This is a genomic window from Sphingomonas rubra (assembly GCF_900115745.1).
GTDB classification, from domain to species: domain Bacteria; phylum Pseudomonadota; class Alphaproteobacteria; order Sphingomonadales; family Sphingomonadaceae; genus Sphingomonas; species Sphingomonas rubra.
This window is the reverse complement of sequence record NZ_FOXP01000016.1, coordinates 1-20,038: the sequence shown is the minus strand read 5'-3', so window position 1 is coordinate 20,038 and position 20,038 is coordinate 1. Positions and strand designations below refer to the sequence as shown.

At 63.5% G+C, this 20,038-nt stretch carries 33 protein-coding genes; 13 read left to right on the top strand and 20 right to left on the bottom strand.

All coding sequences use genetic code 11. The features are described 5' to 3' along the window. The 3 genes from BM145_RS15140 to BM145_RS15135 all read right to left on the bottom strand — a co-directional run. A partial coding sequence (locus tag BM145_RS15140) for a transposase (protein ID WP_143090210.1) occupies positions 1-296 on the bottom strand: 296 nt, incomplete at its 3' end. 41 nt (positions 297-337) lie between these two features. Beyond that, positions 338-487 carry a hypothetical protein gene (locus BM145_RS16165; RefSeq protein ID WP_177200240.1) on the bottom strand — a complete coding sequence of 50 codons (150 nt, stop codon included), beginning with the start codon at positions 485-487 and terminating at the stop codon, positions 338-340. Beyond that, positions 484-876, bottom strand: coding sequence for a thermonuclease family protein (locus BM145_RS15135; RefSeq protein ID WP_093334482.1), 393 nt, complete (start codon positions 874-876; stop codon positions 484-486). Before BM145_RS15135 ends, BM145_RS16165 begins: the two co-directional genes overlap by 4 nt. A gap of 55 nt (positions 877-931) precedes the next feature. Here BM145_RS15135 and BM145_RS15130 point away from each other — a divergent pair, with 55 nt between their 5' ends. Continuing rightward, positions 932-1,138, top strand: coding sequence for a hypothetical protein (locus tag BM145_RS15130; RefSeq protein WP_093334481.1), 207 nt, complete (start codon positions 932-934; stop codon positions 1,136-1,138). Between the two features lie 331 nt (positions 1,139-1,469). On the opposite strand, the gene BM145_RS15125 is transcribed toward BM145_RS15130, so the two are convergent. The 7 genes from BM145_RS15125 to BM145_RS16475 all read right to left on the bottom strand — a co-directional run bounded on the left by BM145_RS15125 (position 1,470) and on the right by BM145_RS16475 (position 6,173). Next, complete coding sequence (locus BM145_RS15125; RefSeq protein ID WP_093334480.1) at positions 1,470-1,715, bottom strand: hypothetical protein; 246 nt, start codon at positions 1,713-1,715, stop codon at positions 1,470-1,472. After that, complete coding sequence (locus BM145_RS15120; RefSeq protein WP_143090209.1) at positions 1,712-2,080, bottom strand: hypothetical protein; 369 nt, start codon at positions 2,078-2,080, stop codon at positions 1,712-1,714. The genes BM145_RS15125 and BM145_RS15120 overlap by 4 nt, the downstream gene beginning before the upstream one ends. Further along, on the bottom strand, positions 2,077-2,613 hold the full coding sequence (locus tag BM145_RS15115) for a hypothetical protein (RefSeq protein ID WP_093334478.1): 537 nt from the start codon (positions 2,611-2,613) through the stop codon (positions 2,077-2,079). Before BM145_RS15115 ends, BM145_RS15120 begins: the two co-directional genes overlap by 4 nt. Further along, entirely contained in the window at positions 2,610-3,890 is a 1,281-nt protein-coding gene (locus tag BM145_RS15110; protein ID WP_093334477.1) for a hypothetical protein, read from the bottom strand. Before BM145_RS15110 ends, BM145_RS15115 begins: the two co-directional genes overlap by 4 nt. Before the next feature lie 147 nt (positions 3,891-4,037). Further along, positions 4,038-4,694, bottom strand: a complete 657-nt coding sequence (locus tag BM145_RS15105) for a helix-turn-helix domain-containing protein (RefSeq protein ID WP_093334476.1) — start codon at positions 4,692-4,694, stop codon at positions 4,038-4,040. Positions 4,695-5,036: 342 nt separating this feature from the next. Then, on the bottom strand, positions 5,037-5,264 hold the full coding sequence (locus tag BM145_RS16160) for a hypothetical protein (RefSeq protein ID WP_177200239.1): 228 nt from the start codon (positions 5,262-5,264) through the stop codon (positions 5,037-5,039). Positions 5,265-5,975: 711 nt separating this feature from the next. Beyond that, complete coding sequence (locus BM145_RS16475) at positions 5,976-6,173, bottom strand: hypothetical protein (RefSeq protein WP_245739404.1); 198 nt, start codon at positions 6,171-6,173, stop codon at positions 5,976-5,978. On the opposite strand from BM145_RS16475, the gene BM145_RS16155 reads away from it, so the two are divergent. Continuing rightward, positions 6,126-7,070 (top strand): AAA family ATPase, encoded by a 945-nt coding sequence (locus BM145_RS16155; RefSeq protein WP_245739403.1) that lies wholly within the window; start codon positions 6,126-6,128, stop codon positions 7,068-7,070. The genes BM145_RS16475 and BM145_RS16155 overlap by 48 nt on opposite strands. Before the next feature lie 299 nt (positions 7,071-7,369). On the opposite strand, the gene BM145_RS16150 is transcribed toward BM145_RS16155, so the two are convergent. Both BM145_RS16150 and BM145_RS15805 read right to left on the bottom strand, forming a co-directional pair. Beyond that, the gene (locus BM145_RS16150) at positions 7,370-7,531 is read right to left on the bottom strand and encodes a hypothetical protein (RefSeq protein WP_177200237.1); all 162 of its coding nucleotides are present in this window, start codon (positions 7,529-7,531) and stop codon (positions 7,370-7,372) included. 188 nt (positions 7,532-7,719) lie between these two features. Continuing rightward, entirely contained in the window at positions 7,720-8,103 is a 384-nt protein-coding gene (locus tag BM145_RS15805; RefSeq protein ID WP_143090208.1) for a hypothetical protein, read from the bottom strand. Between the two features lie 121 nt (positions 8,104-8,224). On the opposite strand from BM145_RS15805, the gene BM145_RS15095 reads away from it, so the two are divergent. The 11 genes from BM145_RS15095 to BM145_RS15050 all read left to right on the top strand — a co-directional run bounded on the left by BM145_RS15095 (position 8,225) and on the right by BM145_RS15050 (position 15,285). After that, complete coding sequence (locus tag BM145_RS15095) at positions 8,225-8,797, top strand: hypothetical protein (protein WP_093334474.1); 573 nt, start codon at positions 8,225-8,227, stop codon at positions 8,795-8,797. Between the two features lie 111 nt (positions 8,798-8,908). Continuing rightward, positions 8,909-9,253 (top strand): HNH endonuclease, encoded by a 345-nt coding sequence (locus BM145_RS15090; protein ID WP_245739402.1) that lies wholly within the window; start codon positions 8,909-8,911, stop codon positions 9,251-9,253. A gap of 158 nt (positions 9,254-9,411) precedes the next feature. Beyond that, positions 9,412-9,885 carry a terminase small subunit gene (locus BM145_RS15085; protein ID WP_143090206.1) on the top strand — a complete coding sequence of 158 codons (474 nt, stop codon included), beginning with the start codon at positions 9,412-9,414 and terminating at the stop codon, positions 9,883-9,885. A 68-nt stretch (positions 9,886-9,953) separates the two neighbouring features. Beyond that, positions 9,954-10,106, top strand: coding sequence for a hypothetical protein (locus tag BM145_RS16145; protein ID WP_177200236.1), 153 nt, complete (start codon positions 9,954-9,956; stop codon positions 10,104-10,106). Beyond that, the gene (locus BM145_RS15080) at positions 10,103-10,492 is read left to right on the top strand and encodes a hypothetical protein (RefSeq protein ID WP_093334472.1); all 390 of its coding nucleotides are present in this window, start codon (positions 10,103-10,105) and stop codon (positions 10,490-10,492) included. The genes BM145_RS16145 and BM145_RS15080 overlap by 4 nt, the downstream gene beginning before the upstream one ends. 14 nt (positions 10,493-10,506) lie before the next feature. Then, the gene (locus BM145_RS15075; RefSeq protein WP_093334471.1) at positions 10,507-11,013 is read left to right on the top strand and encodes a TIGR02594 family protein; all 507 of its coding nucleotides are present in this window, start codon (positions 10,507-10,509) and stop codon (positions 11,011-11,013) included. Then, positions 11,010-11,447, top strand: a complete 438-nt coding sequence (locus BM145_RS15070; RefSeq protein WP_093334470.1) for a hypothetical protein — start codon at positions 11,010-11,012, stop codon at positions 11,445-11,447. The genes BM145_RS15075 and BM145_RS15070 overlap by 4 nt, the downstream gene beginning before the upstream one ends. A 136-nt stretch (positions 11,448-11,583) precedes the next feature. Further along, positions 11,584-11,955 carry a hypothetical protein gene (locus tag BM145_RS15065; protein WP_093334469.1) on the top strand — a complete coding sequence of 124 codons (372 nt, stop codon included), beginning with the start codon at positions 11,584-11,586 and terminating at the stop codon, positions 11,953-11,955. Next, positions 11,952-12,236 carry a hypothetical protein gene (locus tag BM145_RS15060; protein WP_093334468.1) on the top strand — a complete coding sequence of 95 codons (285 nt, stop codon included), beginning with the start codon at positions 11,952-11,954 and terminating at the stop codon, positions 12,234-12,236. The genes BM145_RS15065 and BM145_RS15060 overlap by 4 nt, the downstream gene beginning before the upstream one ends. Further along, positions 12,233-13,915, top strand: coding sequence for a Calx-beta domain-containing protein (locus BM145_RS15055; RefSeq protein ID WP_093334467.1), 1,683 nt, complete (start codon positions 12,233-12,235; stop codon positions 13,913-13,915). The genes BM145_RS15060 and BM145_RS15055 overlap by 4 nt, the downstream gene beginning before the upstream one ends. Positions 13,916-13,923: 8 nt before the next feature. Next, positions 13,924-15,285, top strand: a complete 1,362-nt coding sequence (locus BM145_RS15050) for a DUF1996 domain-containing protein (protein WP_093334466.1) — start codon at positions 13,924-13,926, stop codon at positions 15,283-15,285. 4 nt (positions 15,286-15,289) lie between these two features. On the opposite strand, the gene BM145_RS16470 is transcribed toward BM145_RS15050, so the two are convergent. From BM145_RS16470 to BM145_RS15015, 8 genes are all read right to left on the bottom strand, one after another. Beyond that, complete coding sequence (locus BM145_RS16470) at positions 15,290-16,018, bottom strand: PEPxxWA-CTERM sorting domain-containing protein (protein WP_245739401.1); 729 nt, start codon at positions 16,016-16,018, stop codon at positions 15,290-15,292. Between the two features lie 174 nt (positions 16,019-16,192). Beyond that, positions 16,193-16,501 (bottom strand): hypothetical protein, encoded by a 309-nt coding sequence (locus BM145_RS15040; RefSeq protein ID WP_143090205.1) that lies wholly within the window; start codon positions 16,499-16,501, stop codon positions 16,193-16,195. Positions 16,502-16,526: 25 nt separating this feature from the next. Beyond that, positions 16,527-16,772, bottom strand: a complete 246-nt coding sequence (locus BM145_RS15035; RefSeq protein WP_093334464.1) for a hypothetical protein — start codon at positions 16,770-16,772, stop codon at positions 16,527-16,529. Positions 16,773-17,010: 238 nt separating this feature from the next. Next, positions 17,011-17,148, bottom strand: a complete 138-nt coding sequence (locus BM145_RS16140; protein ID WP_177200235.1) for a hypothetical protein — start codon at positions 17,146-17,148, stop codon at positions 17,011-17,013. A gap of 124 nt (positions 17,149-17,272) precedes the next feature. Further along, positions 17,273-17,548, bottom strand: coding sequence for a hypothetical protein (locus BM145_RS15030; protein ID WP_093334463.1), 276 nt, complete (start codon positions 17,546-17,548; stop codon positions 17,273-17,275). 94 nt (positions 17,549-17,642) lie between these two features. Beyond that, positions 17,643-18,353, bottom strand: coding sequence for a PEPxxWA-CTERM sorting domain-containing protein (locus BM145_RS15025; protein ID WP_093334462.1), 711 nt, complete (start codon positions 18,351-18,353; stop codon positions 17,643-17,645). 1,121 nt (positions 18,354-19,474) lie between these two features. After that, a complete protein-coding gene (locus BM145_RS16465; RefSeq protein WP_245739400.1) occupies positions 19,475-19,657 on the bottom strand; it encodes a glycosyltransferase family 2 protein in 183 nt (60 codons plus the stop codon). A 67-nt stretch (positions 19,658-19,724) separates the two neighbouring features. Further along, a partial coding sequence (locus tag BM145_RS15015) for an integrase core domain-containing protein (RefSeq protein ID WP_143090203.1) occupies positions 19,725-20,038 on the bottom strand: 314 nt, incomplete at its 5' end.

The following is a 20,038-nucleotide window of genomic DNA, read 5'->3' as shown; positions in this document are numbered from 1 at the left end:
CCCAGCAGCCGTTGCAGCTCGCGCACCTGCGTCTCTAAGGCGCGGTACTCGGACGCCGGCACCACTTCCTCGCCGGCTGCCGCGGCGGTCAACGCGCCCTGGTTCATCAGCCTGCGCCACGTGAAGACCTGGCTGCCGCTGATGCCATGCTGCCGGGCGACGAGCGACACGCTCATGCCGGGCAAATACGTCTCCTCGACGATCCGGACCTTCTCTTCCGGTGTCCATCGCCTCCGGCGCTGAACACCGGAAAGGACCTCGCCGTCATTGTAACGCCTGGTCGTACCGTCAGTCATATGCCTCACTCTTATCCAAGAGCGAGATCCTGTCAGGTCATTTAGGGGGCCACCTCAGGAGCTGGCTGGAATACCGGGCGTAAAGAAGCGTCCGCATTAATCCGTTCCTTTCGCGCGGCGGCAATGTCCCGCTTCACCGCGAGTCGCGCAAGCGCCTCGGCGAGGTCGTAGAGGCCCTGACGTTCGATCATCGACACTCTCCCATTCGGTAGCGGCGCCAGTAGGTGTTCCAGCGGTTGGCGGCTCCCGCAGCGATCGTCGCGCAGGACAGCGAACGGCCGTCGGGCAGCGTGCAGCGCGCCACGATGCGCCTGTAGGATCGGTCGACCGGCCGGCAGGTCAGGCGCTGGTTCAGCGTCAGGCGCTCGACCACGCGGCGGCTGCGCGTCGCTGCGGCATCGTCGCAGGTATAGGCGGCGCGCCGAGCAGCGGGCCGGCGGCACGGGGCAGCGTTGGCGAAATCCGGCGCCTGGATGCCAGCCACCCTCACCTTCTCGCCCGAGCGGCACCACAGCGGGCCATCGCCATCGTGGACGCGCACGACCTGGCAGACGAACGGAGGGGGAAGATCAGCGGGCATCGATGGCTCCGAGGTGAGACGTGGAACGTTGATGCGAGCCACGAAGGAGAGAGACATGCCTGACACGACGCCGTCCGAGCCGAACCCGTCCGACTTCGGAAAGACCGCCCAGCAGTCCACCGATGCGGGCATCGCCGACGAGACCGCCGGCTACGCCGAAGCGGCCGCGCTCAGCGAAGAGGACGAAGCGGCCGGCGGCACCAGAACGGTTCCGACCGAAGGCGGCGACGCCGAAGTCGAGAGCGGCGCGCAGCCGAGCTGATGACCGGACGGGTAGCAGCATCATGCCGCTACCCGTCGCGTCGATCGGTCTAGCGGAAAGACGATGATCCGCTCGCCATCGTCACCACCGCCGCTGCTATGCGGTGTCCACTCACCGCACGTTCGGCTTTCGTGCGTGCGCGGGAACAGCGGGACCGGCCAGCTGGCCAACGCGGTTCCTAGCCTTGCTTCAAGGTGTATCAGGACCGGCGCGTGAGCCTGACACGTGCCCTCCTCCACCGGAACACCGGGATCGCGCGTTGCGTTCGCGATCTGTGGCCCCTGTCGGTTCCAATGGCGGCACGTGGCACAACGGGGTTCAAAGCAGTCGTTCATAGCGGCGCTCCGCTATCCCAGCGACCACACTCACTATCTTCATGCGTGACCGGGAAAGCGCTGGCGACGTAGATGTCGCATTCGATGTCGTTGTACTCGGACATTGACACACCCATGCCGGGCATCACGCGGGCGAGCAGGACGTCGTTGATGACCGGCGGGTTGAACCGACAGTCGCCGAGCTTCTTGGAGATGTCGCTCTCGGCATACCGATCCCAGTGGCGGCAGGTCGCGCAGGTCATGCTACCATCGCCATCTGCCGGAGCATCAGCTTCTCCAGCCGCGCGAAATATGTGAAGCGGCTCGCCGCGCTGTCGTCGTATAGCCAGAGGCTACCGTCGCGGACGTTCCACCATACGTCGTCGAGCAGCGCCGGATCTCGGCTGAAGTAGACGGCATGTCGCTCCGCCACCTCTTCGTACTTCACGAACCCGTCTGCGCGCCGAAAGCCAAGCGGCACATAGTCGCGGTTCAGCGGCAGGTAGGCGTGCTTGCGGCCGGCGACTTCCACCCGCTGGTAGAGGTACGGCATGGCCGTTTTGAAGAAGGTCGGTGTAGCGGCCATACCATGACCGCTGGTGAGCGAAGCGGCCTGATCGCGGGTCATTGGGCCGTCTCACCGTTCGCAACGCCGCCATGATCTTGACGTTCAGCCGCGAACATCTCGTATCGACTCGCTTCTTTGGCGAGGACTGCCTCGATTGTGTCGAGGCGCTCAGGCTCAGCCTCGTAGCCATATTCGTATATGCCGCCGTCTGGCATCTGAACGTAGTCGGGGTGGTAGCAGTATGCTTGGCGGCCGTGCTCGCTGTACCCGCGCCTCACGCCAGCAGGCATAACGGGACGCACAAACCCGTCGAGACATAGCGCCCAGGAGATGAGGGGCAGCGTGTCGGCAAAAGCACCCTCGTGGTCGACGTAAACCACTATCAGCTTGGTCCCCGGCTCGACCGGCACGAGCTGTATCGGACGCCGAGACAGATCGACCATGTCCCACGTGGACAGGTCGATCGCGGCTTCGGAGGAATGCCGACGCACGACATAGTGCTCAGCGCGTCCCGGCCGAGCATCGACATGCTGGACGGACTTGATGTCAGCGACGGGGAAGAAGCCGTCAGTGGCGCGGAACAGGCCGTTCATGCCCCCTGCTCCGCAAGGTTGACGCCGCTGATGCGAGCGAGGTCCTCGATGCAGGCCCACAGCACCTGCTCATTGCCGCCATCCTCCTTCAGGCCCTCGCGGAAGCCGGAATGAGAAGGATCGACCGGCGCGCGCTCGGAATAGGGCTGCTGGCTGAAGTACGGAAAGAGAGCGCGTAGCTTCGCGATCACGCCCTCAATCGACGTAGCCTGCGTGCCGAACAACATCGCCTCAGCATCGCGGACGATCTCGTTCGAGCGTTCCTCGATCTGGTCCGTTACAGGCGTTGTACCATTGTCGAGCCAGAAGGCCGATTCAGCACGGCGCGCCTTGAAGGCAGCCAGCAAAGCGGCGTCCTGTTGAACGGCACCGTGGCCAGCCAGACGTCGCGCGTCGTCGCGCATGATCAGGTTCGCTTCGGCTGATTTAAAGTCCCAGCCTTCCTCCGCCACGAAGATGCTCAACTTCGTCGCCAACTCGCTTGCGCCTGGTACAGGCGTCAGCAGCAGCGACATAAGCGCCGCGTGCTCGATCATCACCAACTCGTCGAAACGATCCTCGGCGGCGTCATAGTCGACAGCGTCGAGCGCAGCTTGCGCCTCCGGGTTGCCGCTGATCACCAGATCGGCAGGCCATTGTGCTCGCACCGCTTCGTATCTGGCATAGGCGGGCTTCACCACGGCGGCTTCGTGCGACCGACGCTCGGCGCGCTTGATGCAGTAGAGGTCGTAGGCGGACTGCCAAGCCGTGGCAGAGGCCGCACTCGTCGCTCCTAGGGGCTGCTCGTCACGCAGGCCCTCGTGCAGGTAGCCGATACCGAAGTGGCGCTGGGCGTCCTTGATCCCGCGAGCAGCGGTGACGTCGTCGACCTCGTGACCCTCGGCTGCGACTTGGGCCAAAGCGATGAGGCGGACGATCGTGTCATCGGGCGTGTGGGAGACACCACCGAGGATCAGGTTCTCGACGTTGTTGATCGCCGAACACAGGATGGTGTCCCTTGCCTCGTCCGGGGACGTAGCCTGAGAGTCGAGATGGTCGACCAGCGCGTTCCGCTCGGCGAGCAGCGCGCGAAACGGCACGTGGGTAGCCGCGATCTCGTCGAGCGTCTTAACCGCGTCCGGTGTGTCGGCGGCCTTGTCGCGTACCGCAAGGACGGCAGGACTGGCGGAAAAGGCGATACGGATGTTAGGTCTAACGGGTTGTCCCGGCGCCCTGCCCCACGTGCTCGCTGGTAGCGGGGTCATCGGAAAGTCGGCGTGCTGTAGCTGCGTAGCCATGGTGCATCTCCTGCGAGGGCGCAGGAGTGCGGCAGAGGCTGGCGAACCGAGCGTGCTTTACGGGCCTGCGATCACCGTCTGACGACCACGGGGGTGCTCAGGTGATGAACACCAGTTAGCCGTTTCGGCTAACTCCGACAAGCACAATTAGCGATTTCGGCTAGCCATTGTGCGCTGCAGCTCCACTACGAGGCCAAGCACACGAGGTGCCGGCGCAGCCTCCAAAAACACCGGATCGCCTGCCCTAGGCCAAGGTATGATGTAACTATGCAGGTCGTCAGCCTTGTATATTCCAACCAACCCTTCATCTGATTCGTTCATTACAAACAGATACGTGTTACCAGATACTAGTCTCGACCGCTTAGGATCTATTATTGCCGTGTAGATAACCACGGGCGATGCAATATCTGGCGTGCCCCTAATAATGAACCCAAACAGATCATCTGCAGCAGTCACTAAGGCCGCATAATGATCAGCAGCGCTTTCTCCTCTGTTTACGACGTCATCGAGCGATACAAACACCGGTATCCGCTTTGCCGAGTTCATCGCTTCATACGGCATATGAAGGACGCCAGCCGTTATGCCATAAACAGTCGCTAGCTGGCGCGCCCAATCATACGTGAAGAGCATCTTCCCCTTCTCTAGTTTAGATATTGTTGTGAAATGCGTGCCATTATTGAGCCGAGCTGCAACATCTTTCAACGATAATCCTAAACGAATACGGATAGCTCTGGAAAAAGGTCCAGGCTCGGCCTCGCTGCCAAGTTCAGCATACGCGGCAGCCAGGGCGTCATCAGCATTCATACGTCTTGCCCTTGTTAGCTGAAACGGCTAACTGCCTGACATGCAATTAGCTGATTACCTTCGCGAGAATGCGCTTAGCTATACGGAGTTCGCCCGTCGAATCGGTACGAGGCACGCGCGCACCGTTGAGCGTCATGCCAAACGCAAACAGCGTCCAACATCGGACCTAATGAAAGCCATCGTCGTCGCAACTGATGGCGCCGTTACCCCCAACGATTTTTTTGATTTCCCTGTCGACCACCTACGTACGGACCGGACGGCAGGGTGATGGTGTTGCCATCCGTAAGCTGCACTCGACTCCGTCTGTGCGTCAATCGAGTGCGAGTATCATCCGCTAGACCGCTACCTGGGCGACGTCCGCCGGCCGACCGCACGTTCGGCATCTCGGATGATGTCCAACGTCTCATCCCAATCGCACCGTTCTGCGCGCTCCATGAGACGCTGCATGAGCGCTTGAAGAGTGAACGCGTCCTCGCCGGACAGGCTCGAGGCACTGCTGCGCGAGAGGACGGCGAAACCCTTGGCGAGGTCGAGCACCGTTTCCAGTACATCGTTTGGCGTCTGCGCCATCGACTCACTCCCTCTCCCTGCCCGCGATCCGCGCAGACTACCCCGATGCGGCTAGACCACAAGCCTGGCGGCGGGAGGCTGGAGCAGGGGTTAAAACCCACACCCATCGGATCAAAGCTGGTCGATCCAGCAGTCGTCACATTCGGTGGAGTCGAACGGCGCGCGGGCTCCGCAATTGTGGCAGCGTCCACCATTCGGATGCGAGCGCCGGGCGGGCCGCTGTACCTCTGCGATAGGTCGGGACCAAGCAAGCAAGCGCCCTGGTGCGCTGAGCACGTCGACGAGTATCTGTCGCATGAGGTCGGCGTAGCATGCATCGTCGGCGGCCGCAGCGAACGTCGAGGACGGGACGCTCTCAGCGCGCCCCACGCCACAGAACGGCTCATCCCGCAAAATGCACGGCTGCAATCCAGGGCAATGACATTGTCCCATTTTGGGGCGATCAAGCTACCCGTCCGTCTCCCTCGAAATGAGACAGGCCCGGACTTGGGGCGCTGCGGCAGATCTGTCGCAGCGCCCTGCCTTTTACACTTCGCTGATCGCCCGCGCCACTCACAGACAGCAGCAAAGCTTGTTGGTACCTGTGTCGACCAGCGTGCCAATGCCTCGGCTCCACCGCACCGGCGAACTGCTAAACCGGATCCTCGCCCCCCCTCCCGGACGAGCGCGGTGTGGCGAGCGGCCGCTTCCCCTATCCCAGCGGCCGCTCGCCTAGTCATTCGACGGCACCGTTGCGCGCACCACATCCACGAACTCGCTCAGGATCGACCAGGCCGGGCCTGTAAGCGTCAGCATGTTCATGCGCTCGAACGAGTCCAGGAAGACGGCCACCGCGTCTGGAATGGGCCGCACCGGGTCTGGCTGTGGAACCTCGAGGACGAGATCGAGGAGATCGAGAAGACCGTTCACGCCTTCATGAAGCTTTGGGACCTGACGCCCGATGACCTGGGCGATCGGCTCTACATTGATGGCGTCGACAGTCTTGCATCACCCCGATTGAAGCTCGCGGTTGCCGACCGCATCGGTGGCGTCACGCTCCAGCGCCCCGTTTCCGAAGAATTGATCGCCGAGCTGAAGGCTCGGAGGATCGACTATCTCGACGTCGATCCGTTCGTCTCCAGCCACTCGGTCGACGAGAACGACAACGGCGCGATCGATGCCGTGTCGAAGGAGTGGGTGCGCATCGCACAGGAAGCAAACTGCGCCGTCGCACTCGCCCATCATGTCCGCAAATCGCAGAGCGTGGAGGCCTCCGCCTTCGACGCTCGCGGGGCGGTATCGATGATCAACGCCGCTCGCTCGGTGCTGGTCTTCCAGAAGATGTCCAAAGAGACTGCCCAGGAGTTCGGGATCGCTGAGTGCGATCGGAAGGGCTTCTTCTCGGTCTACGACGACAAGAACAACAAGGCGCCGCCAGCGGCTCGTTCCGAGTGGTACGAGTTCGTCGGCGTCGGCTTGGGTAACGGGGATGCTACGGGCCCCGAGGACAGCATTGGCGCTGTGCAGCGCTGGGAAGCACCGAACACGTTTGGTGGCGTGTCGGCCCGGCAACTGCTCAGCGTCCAACGCTTGGTGGATGAGCGCCCCGACGAGGCGCGCAAACACCCGAAGGCCCGTGGTTGGGTCGGCAAGCTGGTGGCCGAGGTTCTCGGCCGCTCGCTGGACGATCCAGGTGACGCCAAGGTCATCGAGAAGATGATCGCGACGTGGTGTCAGAACGGCGCTCTCGGCACTGTCGAGCGTGCCAACCACAAGCGTGAGGTCGTCGAATATGTCGAGGTTCGGCAGTGGGCGATCGTCGAGTGACGGGACCGATCAGCCTCCCTTGCCGGAGTGCCGGACCACTTGTCCGGCACTGTCCGGCAACCCCGGCAAAGCGGCGGTCCCTCGCGCGGGCGCACGCGCGTGCGTACGTACGCGGGGTATGGGACCCCCCCTTTCAGGGGGGTCCCAATACCCCAACGTCGGCGGTTCCAGCCTCGACAACCCCGAACACCGAAGCAGGCCGGCGCAGAAGCCAGGTCCGGCGTGCGGAGAGGTCGAGACAAACCACCGCCCCGCGGCAGGCGGTTGCACCGCCAACCCCGGCGCTGGCTCGGAGGAGGTCAGGAACGAGTGTCGGCGTCGGTGCTCGTCTCGGCGGCACTAGCCGTGCCGCCCGACCAGCGACCGAGAGCGAGCAGGTACTCGGCCAGCGCTCGGCGATCGTCACCGGGACTGAGCACGGGCTTGTCCTTACCGGCGAGGGAGCTGAGATCGAGTGGCATGTCGCCGTAATAGTTCGCGCGATACTAATCCTCTGTAAACGCGGCGGAATAAGTGTCGCTCGCGCCGACGTCACCCGTGATCTTCAGGTTGGAGCGGAATGATGGGGCGGAAGGCAAAGGCACGCCGCACGCGGGTCGGCGTCGGTAAGGGGTTCGGCTCGCCGTGCACCGTGAAAGGTCGCGGCTACCTAGTGCCCAGCATCATCCCCGGCGAGGAGCCAAGCCCTCGCTTCTACGACGGTACTGAACATCCGCATGTTCCGACCCTGTGCAACTCGCGTGGCCTGCAAGCGGCAAAGAGAAGTCGAAGCTACGAAAGCCAGCCGCTTCGAACTTTTCTTAGGGTCCGAAAGAACTTCCTGGAACAGACGGACGCTTTCTTGCGACTGGATGTTCATTCCCCGTATGTCGACCAGCGACAATCGGCCCGAGCCATGAGGCGTCAATTGCCGATGAGCCGCGTCTCGCTCTTTTGCGAGACGGACGATGTCCTCTTTCTTGAAGAAGCCTTTCATCGTCACTCGAAGCAGATTGTTGTTCGGCTCGACGTTGATGGTGAAGTCGGGGGTCATACCCGGCTGATGCGATGCTGCTAGTTGACGAGCTGTTACGGAACGAGATTGGTTTCAATACTCGGCAGCGTGAACAAGTTTTACATGTGTTCTATAGATACTAGGGTGGAGTGAAGAGGCGATGGGGCGGGCGGTAGAGGCGGACGACTGGTGCATTCTGACAACGGCCAGCGTGCGGACGCTGGCGCTGGCGGCGTCACTGCGCGAGTCTGGTATGCGGGCATGGACGCCGGTGCGCACTGAGCGCCGCAAGGGGCGAGGCAAAAGCCGCAATGAGGTCGTGTCATTCGATGTAGCGATCACGCCCACCTTCGTGTTCGTCGGTGCCGAGCATAAGGCCGAGCTAATCCAGGCGGGCTACCTGCCGGTGAGCCCCTACCCTGCCTTCCGCATTATGCGCCATCGCGGCGCTATCCCCGTGATCGCAGATGCCAGCCTTGCGCCCCTGCGCGCCGCTGAGGATCGCTTCCGTCGGTCGCTGCTCAAGTCGACCCGCCAGCGCGTCGAGGCGGGCACCACCTGGCGCATGACCAAGGGCGCCTTCGCTGGGATGACCGGCATCGTTGAGCGTGGCGGAGACAAGGACGCACGCGTGTCGTTCGGCAGCGGCTTCGTCGTGACGATTGCCTCTTACCTATTCGGAACGGACGTGGTACAGGCCGGAACAGAGCCGGACCTTGGCTTGGCCGCATGAGCGGCATCGAGGTGTTAGCGCTGGTTGGCCGGTGAGCCGTACCGCCTACTTCGTCCCTGATCGTTACGCGATGGCGTGACTGAGCGGGACGGCAGCGCAATGGATTGAGGCATGGCGGCGCATCGTAGCGCATGGCAACGCAGCGGCCCAGATCACCGTATCCGTGGCGGCAAGGGCCAACGGATGCGCCAGCGCCGCCTCGACCGCACCGATGGCCTTTGCGAGATGTGCGATGCCGAGGGGCTGACCACGCTCGCCACGGTGGTCGATCATATCGTGCCGCTCGCCAAGGGCGGCCAGGACGTGGATGCCAACACCCGCAACCTTTGCGATCGTCACCATGCCGAGGTGACCAGCGAGCAGTTCGGTAGGGCTGCACCGAAGGCAAAGGGCGTGGACCGCAATGGCTGGCCGACCGACGCCAGCCATCCATGGAACCAGCCCGAACCGACCTAGTCGACCCGGCAGGGTGTTGCCGGATTGCAACGCCGACACCCCCCCTTCGAAAGTCGGGGGTGGGCCGGGCCGGACACCGACCGCTCCCACAACGACATTGCTAATACAGTTTTTGCTCTCTGGCGCCGGTAGGCGGGTGGGAGTGCCAGGAGGCCGGAATGGCTCGTCGTCCCCGCATCGACAGCGCGGCAGCGGCGGTCGAGGTGATGGCAGCCGCCGCCCGCGACCTGTCGCCGCCCGATCACGTCTTTCTCCGACCAGGCGACATGCCGTTCTGGGATAGTGTGATTGCGGAGAAGCCGAAGTCCGAGTGGACCGAGGGTGACCTGATTGTCGCGGCCAGTCTGGCGCGCACGATGGCCGACGTGGAGATGTTGTCGACCATGTCGGTTGGACAGCGCGGCACGACGAAGGGGAAGGTCAAGTCGGCGTTCGTCATCAAGAGCATCAGCGCCGTCGACAAGCTGGCGCGCCGCATCGTGACGCTGCGCCGGGCGCTGGGCTTGGACAATCGGGCGAAGAACGGCGAGCAGCGCGACGTGAACCAGCGTCGTGCCCACGCACACGGGCTGGAAGCGGATCGCGCCGCGCTGGATGAGGACGATCTGATTGCCCGCCCTACCGTGCAATAGCGCGGTCAAGTGCGGTCCCGCCCCTGCTCGATCCGATCGCAGGCGTTCTCGTCTTCTCCGGGCTCGGCATGGCAGTCCTCGCCGGCCGCTCACTGATCGCGCAGCTGCGTCGGGAGCCGCTGCCGGTCGACATGTGGGCCACCATGCCGCAGCTCGCCCGGCCTGCGCTCGTCGTTGTGCTCTGCTTCATCGCCGCGATCGGCGTGGTTCTCACCCGGTGATCGAGCGGGCGGCGGGAGCGGCCTTCAGTCTCATCCTCGCGGCGGGCGCGGCCAAGGCCGGCGAACCCGTCATCCGCCACTTCTTCGGCATGCCCTTCGAGGTGCCGACCATGATCGGCGCGCTGTTCGGCTGTATCGTGACGCGGGTCATCGTCGGCCAGTCCGACAAGGTGTCGCGCTGGTTCGTCCGCGTGCCCGTCGACGTGCTGACGATCGGCGTCACCTTCTACGTCGTGCTTGAGGCGCGCCCTGGCGGGCTCACTGCGCTGTTCCTCGGCATTACGGTCGCCTCGCTTGGCGCCACCATCATCAAGATCGCCGAGGCGCGCGGGCGCAAGCTGCTCGACGCGCTGTTGCCGGGGTCCGAGCCGGACAAGCCGGCCTAATCAGGAGAACACCGATGGCGAAAGAACCAGCGTGGCTGCTCGCTGCGCGGGCGAAACTTGGAACGCGCGAGCTGCCGGGGCCGACCCACAACAGCAAGCTGATCGCCTTCCTCAACACCGCCGCTCGCTGGAACGGTGTCGTCTGGAAGGATGACGAGATGCCATGGTGCGGCGGCTTCGTGGCGGCCTGCCTCGTCGTGGCCGGCATCGATCCGGTGAAGCTGGCCGCGCGCGCGAAAAGCTGGGCCGCCTACGGTGCGCCGCTCCAGCGCACTCGTCTCGCACCCGGCGCGATCCTAGTCTTCGACCGGGCGGGCGGCGGTCATGTCGGCTTCTACGTCGGCGAGGATGACACCGCCTACCATGTGCTCGGCGGCAACCAGGGCAACTGCGTGTCGGTCACCCGCATCGCGAAGTCGCGCCTCATTGCCTCGCGCTGGCCGCGCGGCGTGCCGGTGATCGGCGGAGCGGTGAAGATGACGCGGACGGCAGGCCTGCCGCTCTCGAACAACGAAGCATGACGTGGCTCGTCCTCCTGCGCCGGTTCTGGCCGGTGCTGCCGATCATCGCGCTCGGGCTCTGGGGCGCTCGCCTCGACCAGCTGCGCGCGCGCCACAAGGCGAACCTCGCCGCCTGCCAAGCCGACCGCAAGCTCGACCACGCGAACGCCGCGACCGCGGCGGCGAAGGCTGAGACCGGCTGGCTTCAGCAGCAGGTCGATGCCGGGAAGGCGCTCGTCGGCCGCGAGGCCGCGCGCGAGCCCATCATCATCCACTCCAGAGACATGGTGCGTGAATATGCGAAAAGTGATGCTGGCCGCGTGCTGTGCCGCGCTGCTGACCGGGTGCGTGCCGTCGACACGCTCGACGCCGACCTTGCCGCAGATCCCCGGCCCGCCAGCGGCAGCACTAGCGCCGTGCCGACCGACACCGCAGCACCGCCAGCCCGACGGTAGCGCCTCGGCAGCCGACGACGACGCGACGATCCGCGACGGTCGGTTCAACCTCGCCCGCTGCGACGATCGCCGACAGCTGCTGATCGACGCCTGGCCGCGCTGATTTCCTACCCGATGGCACGAAGGATCGCCGCCTATGGCCCTGCCCGCTCTCGCGCCGACGTTCGCCCGGCGCATGGACCCGCGCGACAAGATGGACATCTACCCCGTCCTGACGCGGGGCGAGGCCCTGCGCGACATCCTACAGCCGGACGAGGAGGTGGTCGACTTCACCATCGGCCTGCCGGCGGAGTCCGTTGCGGCCGGGCTCCAGCTCGGCGAGGGCGACAAGAAGCCGCGCTATGCCGACCTCGTCTTCTACGCGCAGCTGAGCGTCATCCCCGCGATGCAGGGTACCGCGATCTTCGCCGGCAACGGTGTCGTCCTGCCGGTGGAGATCACCTTCTCTACGAACCGGGACGATCGGGAGAAGCAGTACAGCGTCGGCGTGAAGGTGGTGAACAAGTGACCGAGCCCATATCAATCGCGGGCCAGACCGAGCCCGGCCGCCAGGCGGTTGCCGCCTTCCCCTTCTACACCGGCCCGGTCGGCGTGCGCGAGCGCGACGGCTGGCTGGACGTGGCCTTCTTCGCTCCGCTCGTCCGCATGACGCTGCCGATCTCGGGCCTGCTGGACGGCAAGCGGGTGCGGATCACCGCCGTGTCCACCCGGCAGATCGATCCGACCGCCAAGGCCCGCGGGGCCATGCACGCGATCACCGCCACCGTCATCCAGGAGGAAGGCGCATGAAGGCACCCCTGTCGCAGACCCTCTATCTGACGGAGGACGGCTCGACGATCCCGGTCGCGGTCGCGAGCGCCGTCACGATCCCGCCGATCGTCATCGGCATCCCGCCGAGCTTCGATGGTCTGCCGTCGGTCCAAGGCGACGGCACGCCGCAAGTCGGCGAGCCGCTGGTCGGCATTGATGCGGCCGTGTTGAACCTCGGCACGGCGATCCTCCGCCGCGCGTGGCTGCTCGGCTCGACGGTGCTCATCGAGGATGCGAGCTTCACGCCAGACGATGACGTGACCTACACCTTCCGCAATCAGTTGGTAGTCGCTGGTGTCGTGGTCGCGACGGTGAGCGTGAACGTAGTCGTGCAGGCAGCGACGGCGACGCCAACGCCTACGCCGCCGCCGAGTTCGCAAGTGACGTACACCCGCGCAGACAGCGACGAGTCCACCAATCCGCCGCGCATGCGGTTGAGCTTTCCTGATAACATCCCACCGTCCGAGTTGATCGGTAAGGTCGTGACGTTCCGCCGCGCAAGCAACGGACAGTTCAACGATGCAGCATCGCTGGCCGTTACCCTGTCCGAGGCCCACTTCGACGGGCAGAGCTACAGTATCGATCGCGAGGTCGACATCGACCTCAGCGAGTTGATGGACAACGCGCCTGCCGGTCCGTTTTTCACCGAATGGGTGCTGGTGGTTCCTGATCGCGGCTCGTTCCAGTCGCCAGTCTACTCGGCAACACTGAACAGTCCGCCGACCACCTTCAACGTCGTTGACGCTGGCAGCGTGTTGGAAGGGAACAGCGGCTCGACGGACTTCGCGTTTCCTGTCTCAGCGATCGGTGCGCTCGGGTACGAGAAGAAGGCCGACTGGACTGTGGTCGGCATCGGCACCAACCCGGCGGGCGCGGCCGATTTCGTGGCGACGACCGGCACGGTCACCATCCCCGCCGGTCAGGACAGCGCCACGCTCTACGTCCAGATCGTCGGCGATACGACGGTCGAGCAGGATGAAACGTTCAAGGTCGTCCTCTCGAACGTCCGGACAACCGGCTATGCCGCGCTCGGCGACGTGCCCGGCCTGGTCGGCGCCTCGAACGCGGAAGGCACGATCGCGAACGACGACGCGCCAGCCTACACCACCAACCTCCGTTGGTCAGACGCCGACAGCGCGACCTACGCCGTCGAGAACGGCGGATTGACGGCTCGGGGCTACGGACGGTCCATTCGCACCGGTCGGGGCAACATCGCCAAGTCATCAGGCAAGTGGTGGATCGAGACGACGATCGAGATCTACGACGACGACGTGCTGTTCGGCCTCCTGACACCCGGCAGCAACCCGTTCAACCAGCAGCCCATCATCGGCTTCGCCGACAACCAGCTCGGCGTCGGCTTCGATGACGTAAACAAGGTGTTCTTCCAGGGCGATGAACGCGGTCAGGTCGGAGCGCGGTTCGGCGCGACCGTCGTCATCCAGGCGCTCGATCTTGACACCAACCAATGGCACCTCAAGGTCGGCGGTGCCTGGAAGATTGGCAACGGCGACACGGGCGTCGGTGGCATCGACATCTCCGGTCGTGATGGCGTCGCGCTCGCGCCCACGGTGTCCCTGGGCTCCACCTCCGATGCGGCGGGTAGCCGCGTCACCATCACCAGCAACTCCGTGCCGGCCGCCGGCTACGCTTACCTGTGAGGTACTCCATGAAGCGCATCACTCTTGCAGCTTTAGCGCTGCTGACATCAAGCATAGTGACGGCACAGGTCAACTATCCGCTACCGAAGCAGCCCGTCTTCAAAGAGGTCGACGGCACGTTCCCGGCGGACGGCAAGTTGTACGATCCGCCTTCGGTCACCGATCCGGTTCCAGCGTACGCGTATCAGTTGCCGCCTACCCCAAGCAACTTCCAGATACGTAGCGAATTGGCTTCGACGACTGATGGGCTCGGCAATCCGAACGCGCCGGATAAAAAGGCGCGGTTTACGTGTGGTGGTCCGGCTGTGTTCTTGTTTGCCGATCCGGTACTCGCATTCAATCGACCGAACTGGGGGCACCTGCATCAATTCTTCGGCAACGGTAGCCCAAGCTACGACAGCACGTATTTCTCTCTCCGAACCAAGGGCGATGGTTTCTGCGGGGGTGGCATGCTCAATCGCTCCGCCTATTGGATACCGGCGATGATGGATGGTTCAAAGAACCAAGCTGTCGCATCTTACGGTCAGGTCGCCTATTATACAAAGGAACTTGAAGGCAACATTGCCTACCCGCGAGGCTTCCGGTTCATCGGCGGCTATAATCTGTCGGATCGAAATCGCACCAAGATCAACCGCGAAACCGGCTCGGCGTGGACCAAGTCGGGCGAAAGCGTCGGTTGGCAGTGCATCCGTGACGACGGCGGTCCGACTGTCAGCGGTGGCGGCAGCTTTCTAAATGCAGATGGCTCCGACCGCCTGAATAATTGCATCGGCACGCTGACCGCCGAAATCAACTTTCCGGACTGTTGGGATCGCATCCATCTACAAGCAGGCGACGGTCGAGCCCATACTCGCCACTCGCAGGGGCCGGTCAGCAACGGCGGCATGTCCAATCGCCGCTGTCCACCAAAGTACTCGCCGATCGCGCAGTTCCAAATCAAGGCGTCATGGAAGGTCAACGGCTACGCCGAATACAAGCACTGGTTCGTCGCCAGCGATCGGATGCCCGGTATGATCGAGCCGTCCGGCACTACCATGCACGCCGACTGGTTCGGCGCATGGGATCCGCTGATCTTCGACATTTGGCAGAGCCAGTGCTCGGGTGCTTTCACGCAACGTTTCGGTGTGGGGCGACCGGCAGACTGCAACTTCTCGTCGTTCGGCAACGGTTGGCGCGGAAAGGTCAATGAGATCAACCCTCGCACTGGATTTAAGACCGTCCGTGATGACCTGTACCTGGGCAACGACAAATACCGGCCGATCCCAGGTCAGTACATGCCAGGCTTCCCCGGCATTGCGAAGGGTACGAATATCGCCGAGCTGATGGCTGGCCACAGCCTCAAGGCTGGCGGCCAGCACACCGTTCACTGAGCTATCAGGCGAGCGCCGTAACAGGCTTGCGACGGCGCATCGCTGACCCGATTGCCCCGAACCCGACCAGCAGCATAGCCCAAGTGGCGGGCTCGGGCACACCGCCAACGGCGAGGGGCGTGTAGTCGTAGGTCAGGCGGTAGTTCGCCGTGCCGCAGAAATCTTCGAAGGTTGGGTAAGCGACGCCGCTCGACGAGAAACACGATCCAACCAGGCGAACGAAACGATTAGCGCCGGATGCAGTAATGGTCGTGTCGGCACCGGTGGGGTCATTGTATCCGGTATCGAAGCCGTCGAAGCCACGGAACTGGTTCACAAAGCCCGAAGGATCAAGGTCGATCGAGGTCGCGCCACGAGCGATGACATCGAAATACCCGGACGCTTGGCCGCCGCTGGCGTTCGTCAAAGTGACATAGCTGGTTCCTGCGCCGACAAGCGAGACGAGCAACGGCTCAGGCCTGCGTAGGTAGAAGCCACTTAGCGACCAGGTGCCGTCAACGGTCCAGTCGACCCTCTTGACGGTGCCGGCGGCAGCCTGGCTTTCCACCATCCACGTGCGATATTTGGCGAGCGATATGTCCAAAGTGACCTTGTTCAAGGTTCCTTGACGAGAGTCGAAGCCTTGAAAACCGCTGAGCGCTCCCTGCTCGCTGTCATACTGGACGATCGTCGCCGCACTGGCCGGCGCAGCACTCACCATAGCGGCCGCAGCCACCACCCACCCGAATCGCATGTGCCTTCTCCCTGAACGGGAAGAAGGTGAACAACCGTTCATCATGAGTCGAGCGGGAAAGCCATTCGCGATAGAGCCGCTGCTGCCAGGAGTCCCGTCACAACAGCAGCGGCTCTCACGTCGTCAGCACGAGACGCGGCGCGGCGACAGAAAGGGGAAAGGCGCCGCGCAACCTCACCGTACATCATTGGCCGCCCGTGTCATCTCCACCCGCGCTTTCACCAGTGCCGCCTGGAACGCCATGTCCTGGGTCACCCTCACCTCGCGGCAGATCGTCGCGAAGTGCGTCCCGCACCACGTCACCCGGCCCGGCTCCGCCTCCGGTCTCCCCTTCCCCAGCAACGTCCGCCACATGCTGTCGAACGGCTCGCGATCCTTCGACAGGGTGATCGACCACAGGTAGGCGAGCGCCAGGCGCACGCCCGGTTCAGGCTTCAGCGGTGCGCTCCGGGATCGCTCAATCGCATCGTGGAGCAGAGCCAACGCGAGGAAGGTCGTGCGCCCTGGCTCAGCCATGGTGTTCGGCAGCGCCGTCGACCGGCCGCCACGGCATCCGTGCGCCTAGCAGCATCTCGTCGACGTCGAGCGCCATGGCTATTAGCCGGCGCTCTTCTTCCGGCAGCTTCCGCGGTGTTCCTCGTTCGACGTACTGCTCGACATATTCCAGATCACGGCCGGCCATGATCGACAACGCCGTGTATGACAGCCCGCGCTCGGCTGCTCGCTCGCGGATAATCTGGCGGGGGTCTGACATGTGGACGCTCCGATTCGGGAGCGGCCATGTTCTCTTCATGTTCCGCTTGGATGCAAGGGCTTCCTCGCCCACCGATCACGTCCGGCCTCCGTCCGCTCGGCCAGTTCCGCCATTCGCTCCCAAGCTTCGGCCGACTGGATCGCCTGCTCCTTCACCCGGGGCAGAGTGGCTGCTGCTGCCTTCTCGCGCTCGGCTGCCGCCAGCGCGCGGAGCTCGGCCGGGCGATTATTCGTGTACGTCACACGACCAGCCCGCGCTTCGATGCTTCGGCCAGAAAGGCAGGCCGATCGTCGTCTGCCGCAGCGTCGATCGAAAGCAGTAGCGTTTCGTCGTCGAGGTCTTCGACGAGATCGGGATCAATGATCGGGTCGGTCATGGAGGCAAGCTGCCAACCGGTTCTGACAGCCGCAAGGCGGCGGAATTAATCTAGAGCAGCCGAGCGCCTTTTCGCACGCTGTCGCGCGTCCAAGGCTCGTGGCGGAACCGCGAATGGTTGCACATCAGATGTCCAGCCCACGCCGCTCGATCTCCGCCAACAGCGCGTCGGCTTCCGGGTTGCCCGGCTCGCCGTCAGTGCGCTGGTAGGCGGCGAGCAGGTCGGGGCCGGCAGCCTCGCCGATCGCAGCGGATACCTGATCCTCGATCGCAGCGGCAGCCATCATGCCGCCGATGTCGACGCCTGTGCCCAGCCCCATGGCATCGGTGAAGCCGGGCTGTTGTAGCGTGGTGAGGCGCTCGGCCTCACGCATGGCGCGGATGTTGTCGAGCAGATCCATATCGTGAGCCTACGCGGTCGCGTGCATAGCAGATACAAGAAAGCCGCCACCGTTCCCCACGGCAGCGGCCTTCCTCTTCACCTAAAGGCAGTCTTCAGGCGTAGGCGACGTTCGTCGTGACCTTGCTCTTACGACGACGCATGCCGAAGCCGACCACGCCAAAACCGAAGACCATCATGGCCCACGTGGCGGGCTCAGGAACTGCGGCTGCGGGCTGGAAGTTCGCACGCTGCGCGACCGAACCGTCCTGGGTCGTAAAGGTGCCGCCAAGATTGAAGTTCGTGGCGTTGGTCCGGAAAATATAGGTCGCACTGGTCTGGCCGGCGGCTTCAAGCCCATTGAGACCGAAGTCAGCACGAAGGACCGAGCCACTTCCGTTCCGTGAAGCCGTCGTGGTCGAGCCTGCTGGCTCATTTGGATCCAGGTTCGGATTGGACGCCGCAGTGAAGATGCCTGCGCCATCGAAATTTGTACCATCGACCAGCGCGTCAACGGTGTAGCCCTGGAAGCCAGCCGTGGTGAGATTGAACACCTCATCGCCTGCGTTGATCGAGCTGATCGCGACCTGATAGTAGAAGTCCAGCGTGCCTAGAGTGTTCTGATAAACAGCGCTGCGCAGGAAGCCGGTGTATGTCGTGGCACCGGTCGTCCCGGACTCGATCACGCCTAATTGCGTGCCGCGGGTCGATGCATCGAATGCCGAGAACGCGACGCCGGACTGACCGGGAAGAAGCACCGTCGCGCTTGCCGGCGCAGCGAATGCGAAGAGCGGCGCGATGGCCGCAGTCGCTAAGATTTTTTTCATGAGACACTCCCTAAGAAGGCGCGCACGACGAGCCCAGTCGACGCACAAGTTAGATCATTAACGTGATATTCAGGATTGCCCACCCTCTAATCTGGATGAACGGCTACTCATTTGGGTTCCGAAACGAGTTACAATCTGCCGTCGTCTCGCTGCGAATCGCCTTCGCGGCGCATCCACAGCGAGCAACGGGTCCGGACCGCTGCCGCGGGAGGTCTCAAATCTCAACGACAGCGGCCCTCGCGTCCATCAGAAACGCGGCGTGGCCGAGCGACTATTTAAAGCCAGGTCACGCTCTGCGTTCCTACAGCATCTGGTCAGATTGCCATAGCCTTTCGCCTGGTACGTGGCTGAATGAAGCGATCCAGCATGGCTTGGTAACAGGAATTTCGTCTTATTAGCGGCCCCGCTCTAACGGGCGTCTTCGTGCTTTCGAGTAGCCTTTTTACGACCGGCTCACCCCCGTTGTGCTCCAGTGCATTGTCAGCGGGCCAAGATCGGGTTTCTAGCCGTTTCAGGCGAGCTATCTTCCCCTCTTTTAAGATCTCTAAGCAGCCCTCGCTTGCACTCGGAAGTAGCAGCATGCACGACGTACGAGATGCGCATGCTCCATTTGCTTTCAGGTCTGATCTTGGCTTGCGCGGGATGCTCAGACGAGCAAGCGCCTAATCCTGACGCGCGGCCGCTCCGACGTCTCACCAAGACTTGGCCATCGGCAACTGCACCAAAAGAGGATGATCTGCCGGGAACGCTTGTCGCGGCGCCGTCCGATCCGTCGGCACGCTACTACGTTCTTGCGCGCCGCAATCGGCTTCACACGGGCACGGATGTCGTTATGCTGCGGAAGCACCAGGCTGGCCGGATTGCATATGGGCGAATAGAGCTAAGTTGCGCTGCCAGCACAATGCGCATTGCCGGCGTCGCCAATCGCCGCTCTTTCGCTGAAACGAGTAGCTGGGGCAGCGAGCCCATGACGGCCGTTGCCGGACGCCCACTGCGTCAGGATATCATGAGAGCCATATGCCGGTCGGCGGGGGCTGGATCGAGATAGACGATCGATTAAGGCGCGGATCGATTGCGTTCTTTCGGTGTAAACGAGATTACCGACCTTACTCAGTTAACGCTCAAGCCGCTTCGGCGAACTCGTCTCCGTAGTGGCCGCCGACGAACCGCGCGCCCTTCTTCATCAGCGGCAGCACGGGCAACTGGACGGCGGCATGATCGTCGACCAGCGCATCGAACACGCGCAGTTCGTCGGGATGGACGACGTCCTCGGCATCGTGGAACACCACGGCGCGCAGCCGCAATCCCTCTGCCTCGTCCTGCTGGACGCTGTGAACCGCGCCGGGTTTGCCGGAGGCCGTTAGATGTGAGTCACGCTGCCATATCGATGACGTCGTCGGAAGCATAGTATTGGTCTTCGGCTTCGGCAGGTGGGATGTTGCCGATGGGTTCGAGCAACCGGCGATGGTTGAACCAGTCCACCCATTCGAGCGTAGCGTACTCGACCGCTTCGAAGCTGCGCCACGGCCCGCGCCGGTGGATCACCTCGGCCTTGTAGAGGCCGTTGATCGTCTCGGCCAAGGCGTTGTCGTAGCTGTCGCCGACGCTGCCGACTGATGGCTCGATGCCGGCTTCGGCGAGGCGCTCGGTGTACTTGATCGACACGTACTGGCTGCCGCGGTCGG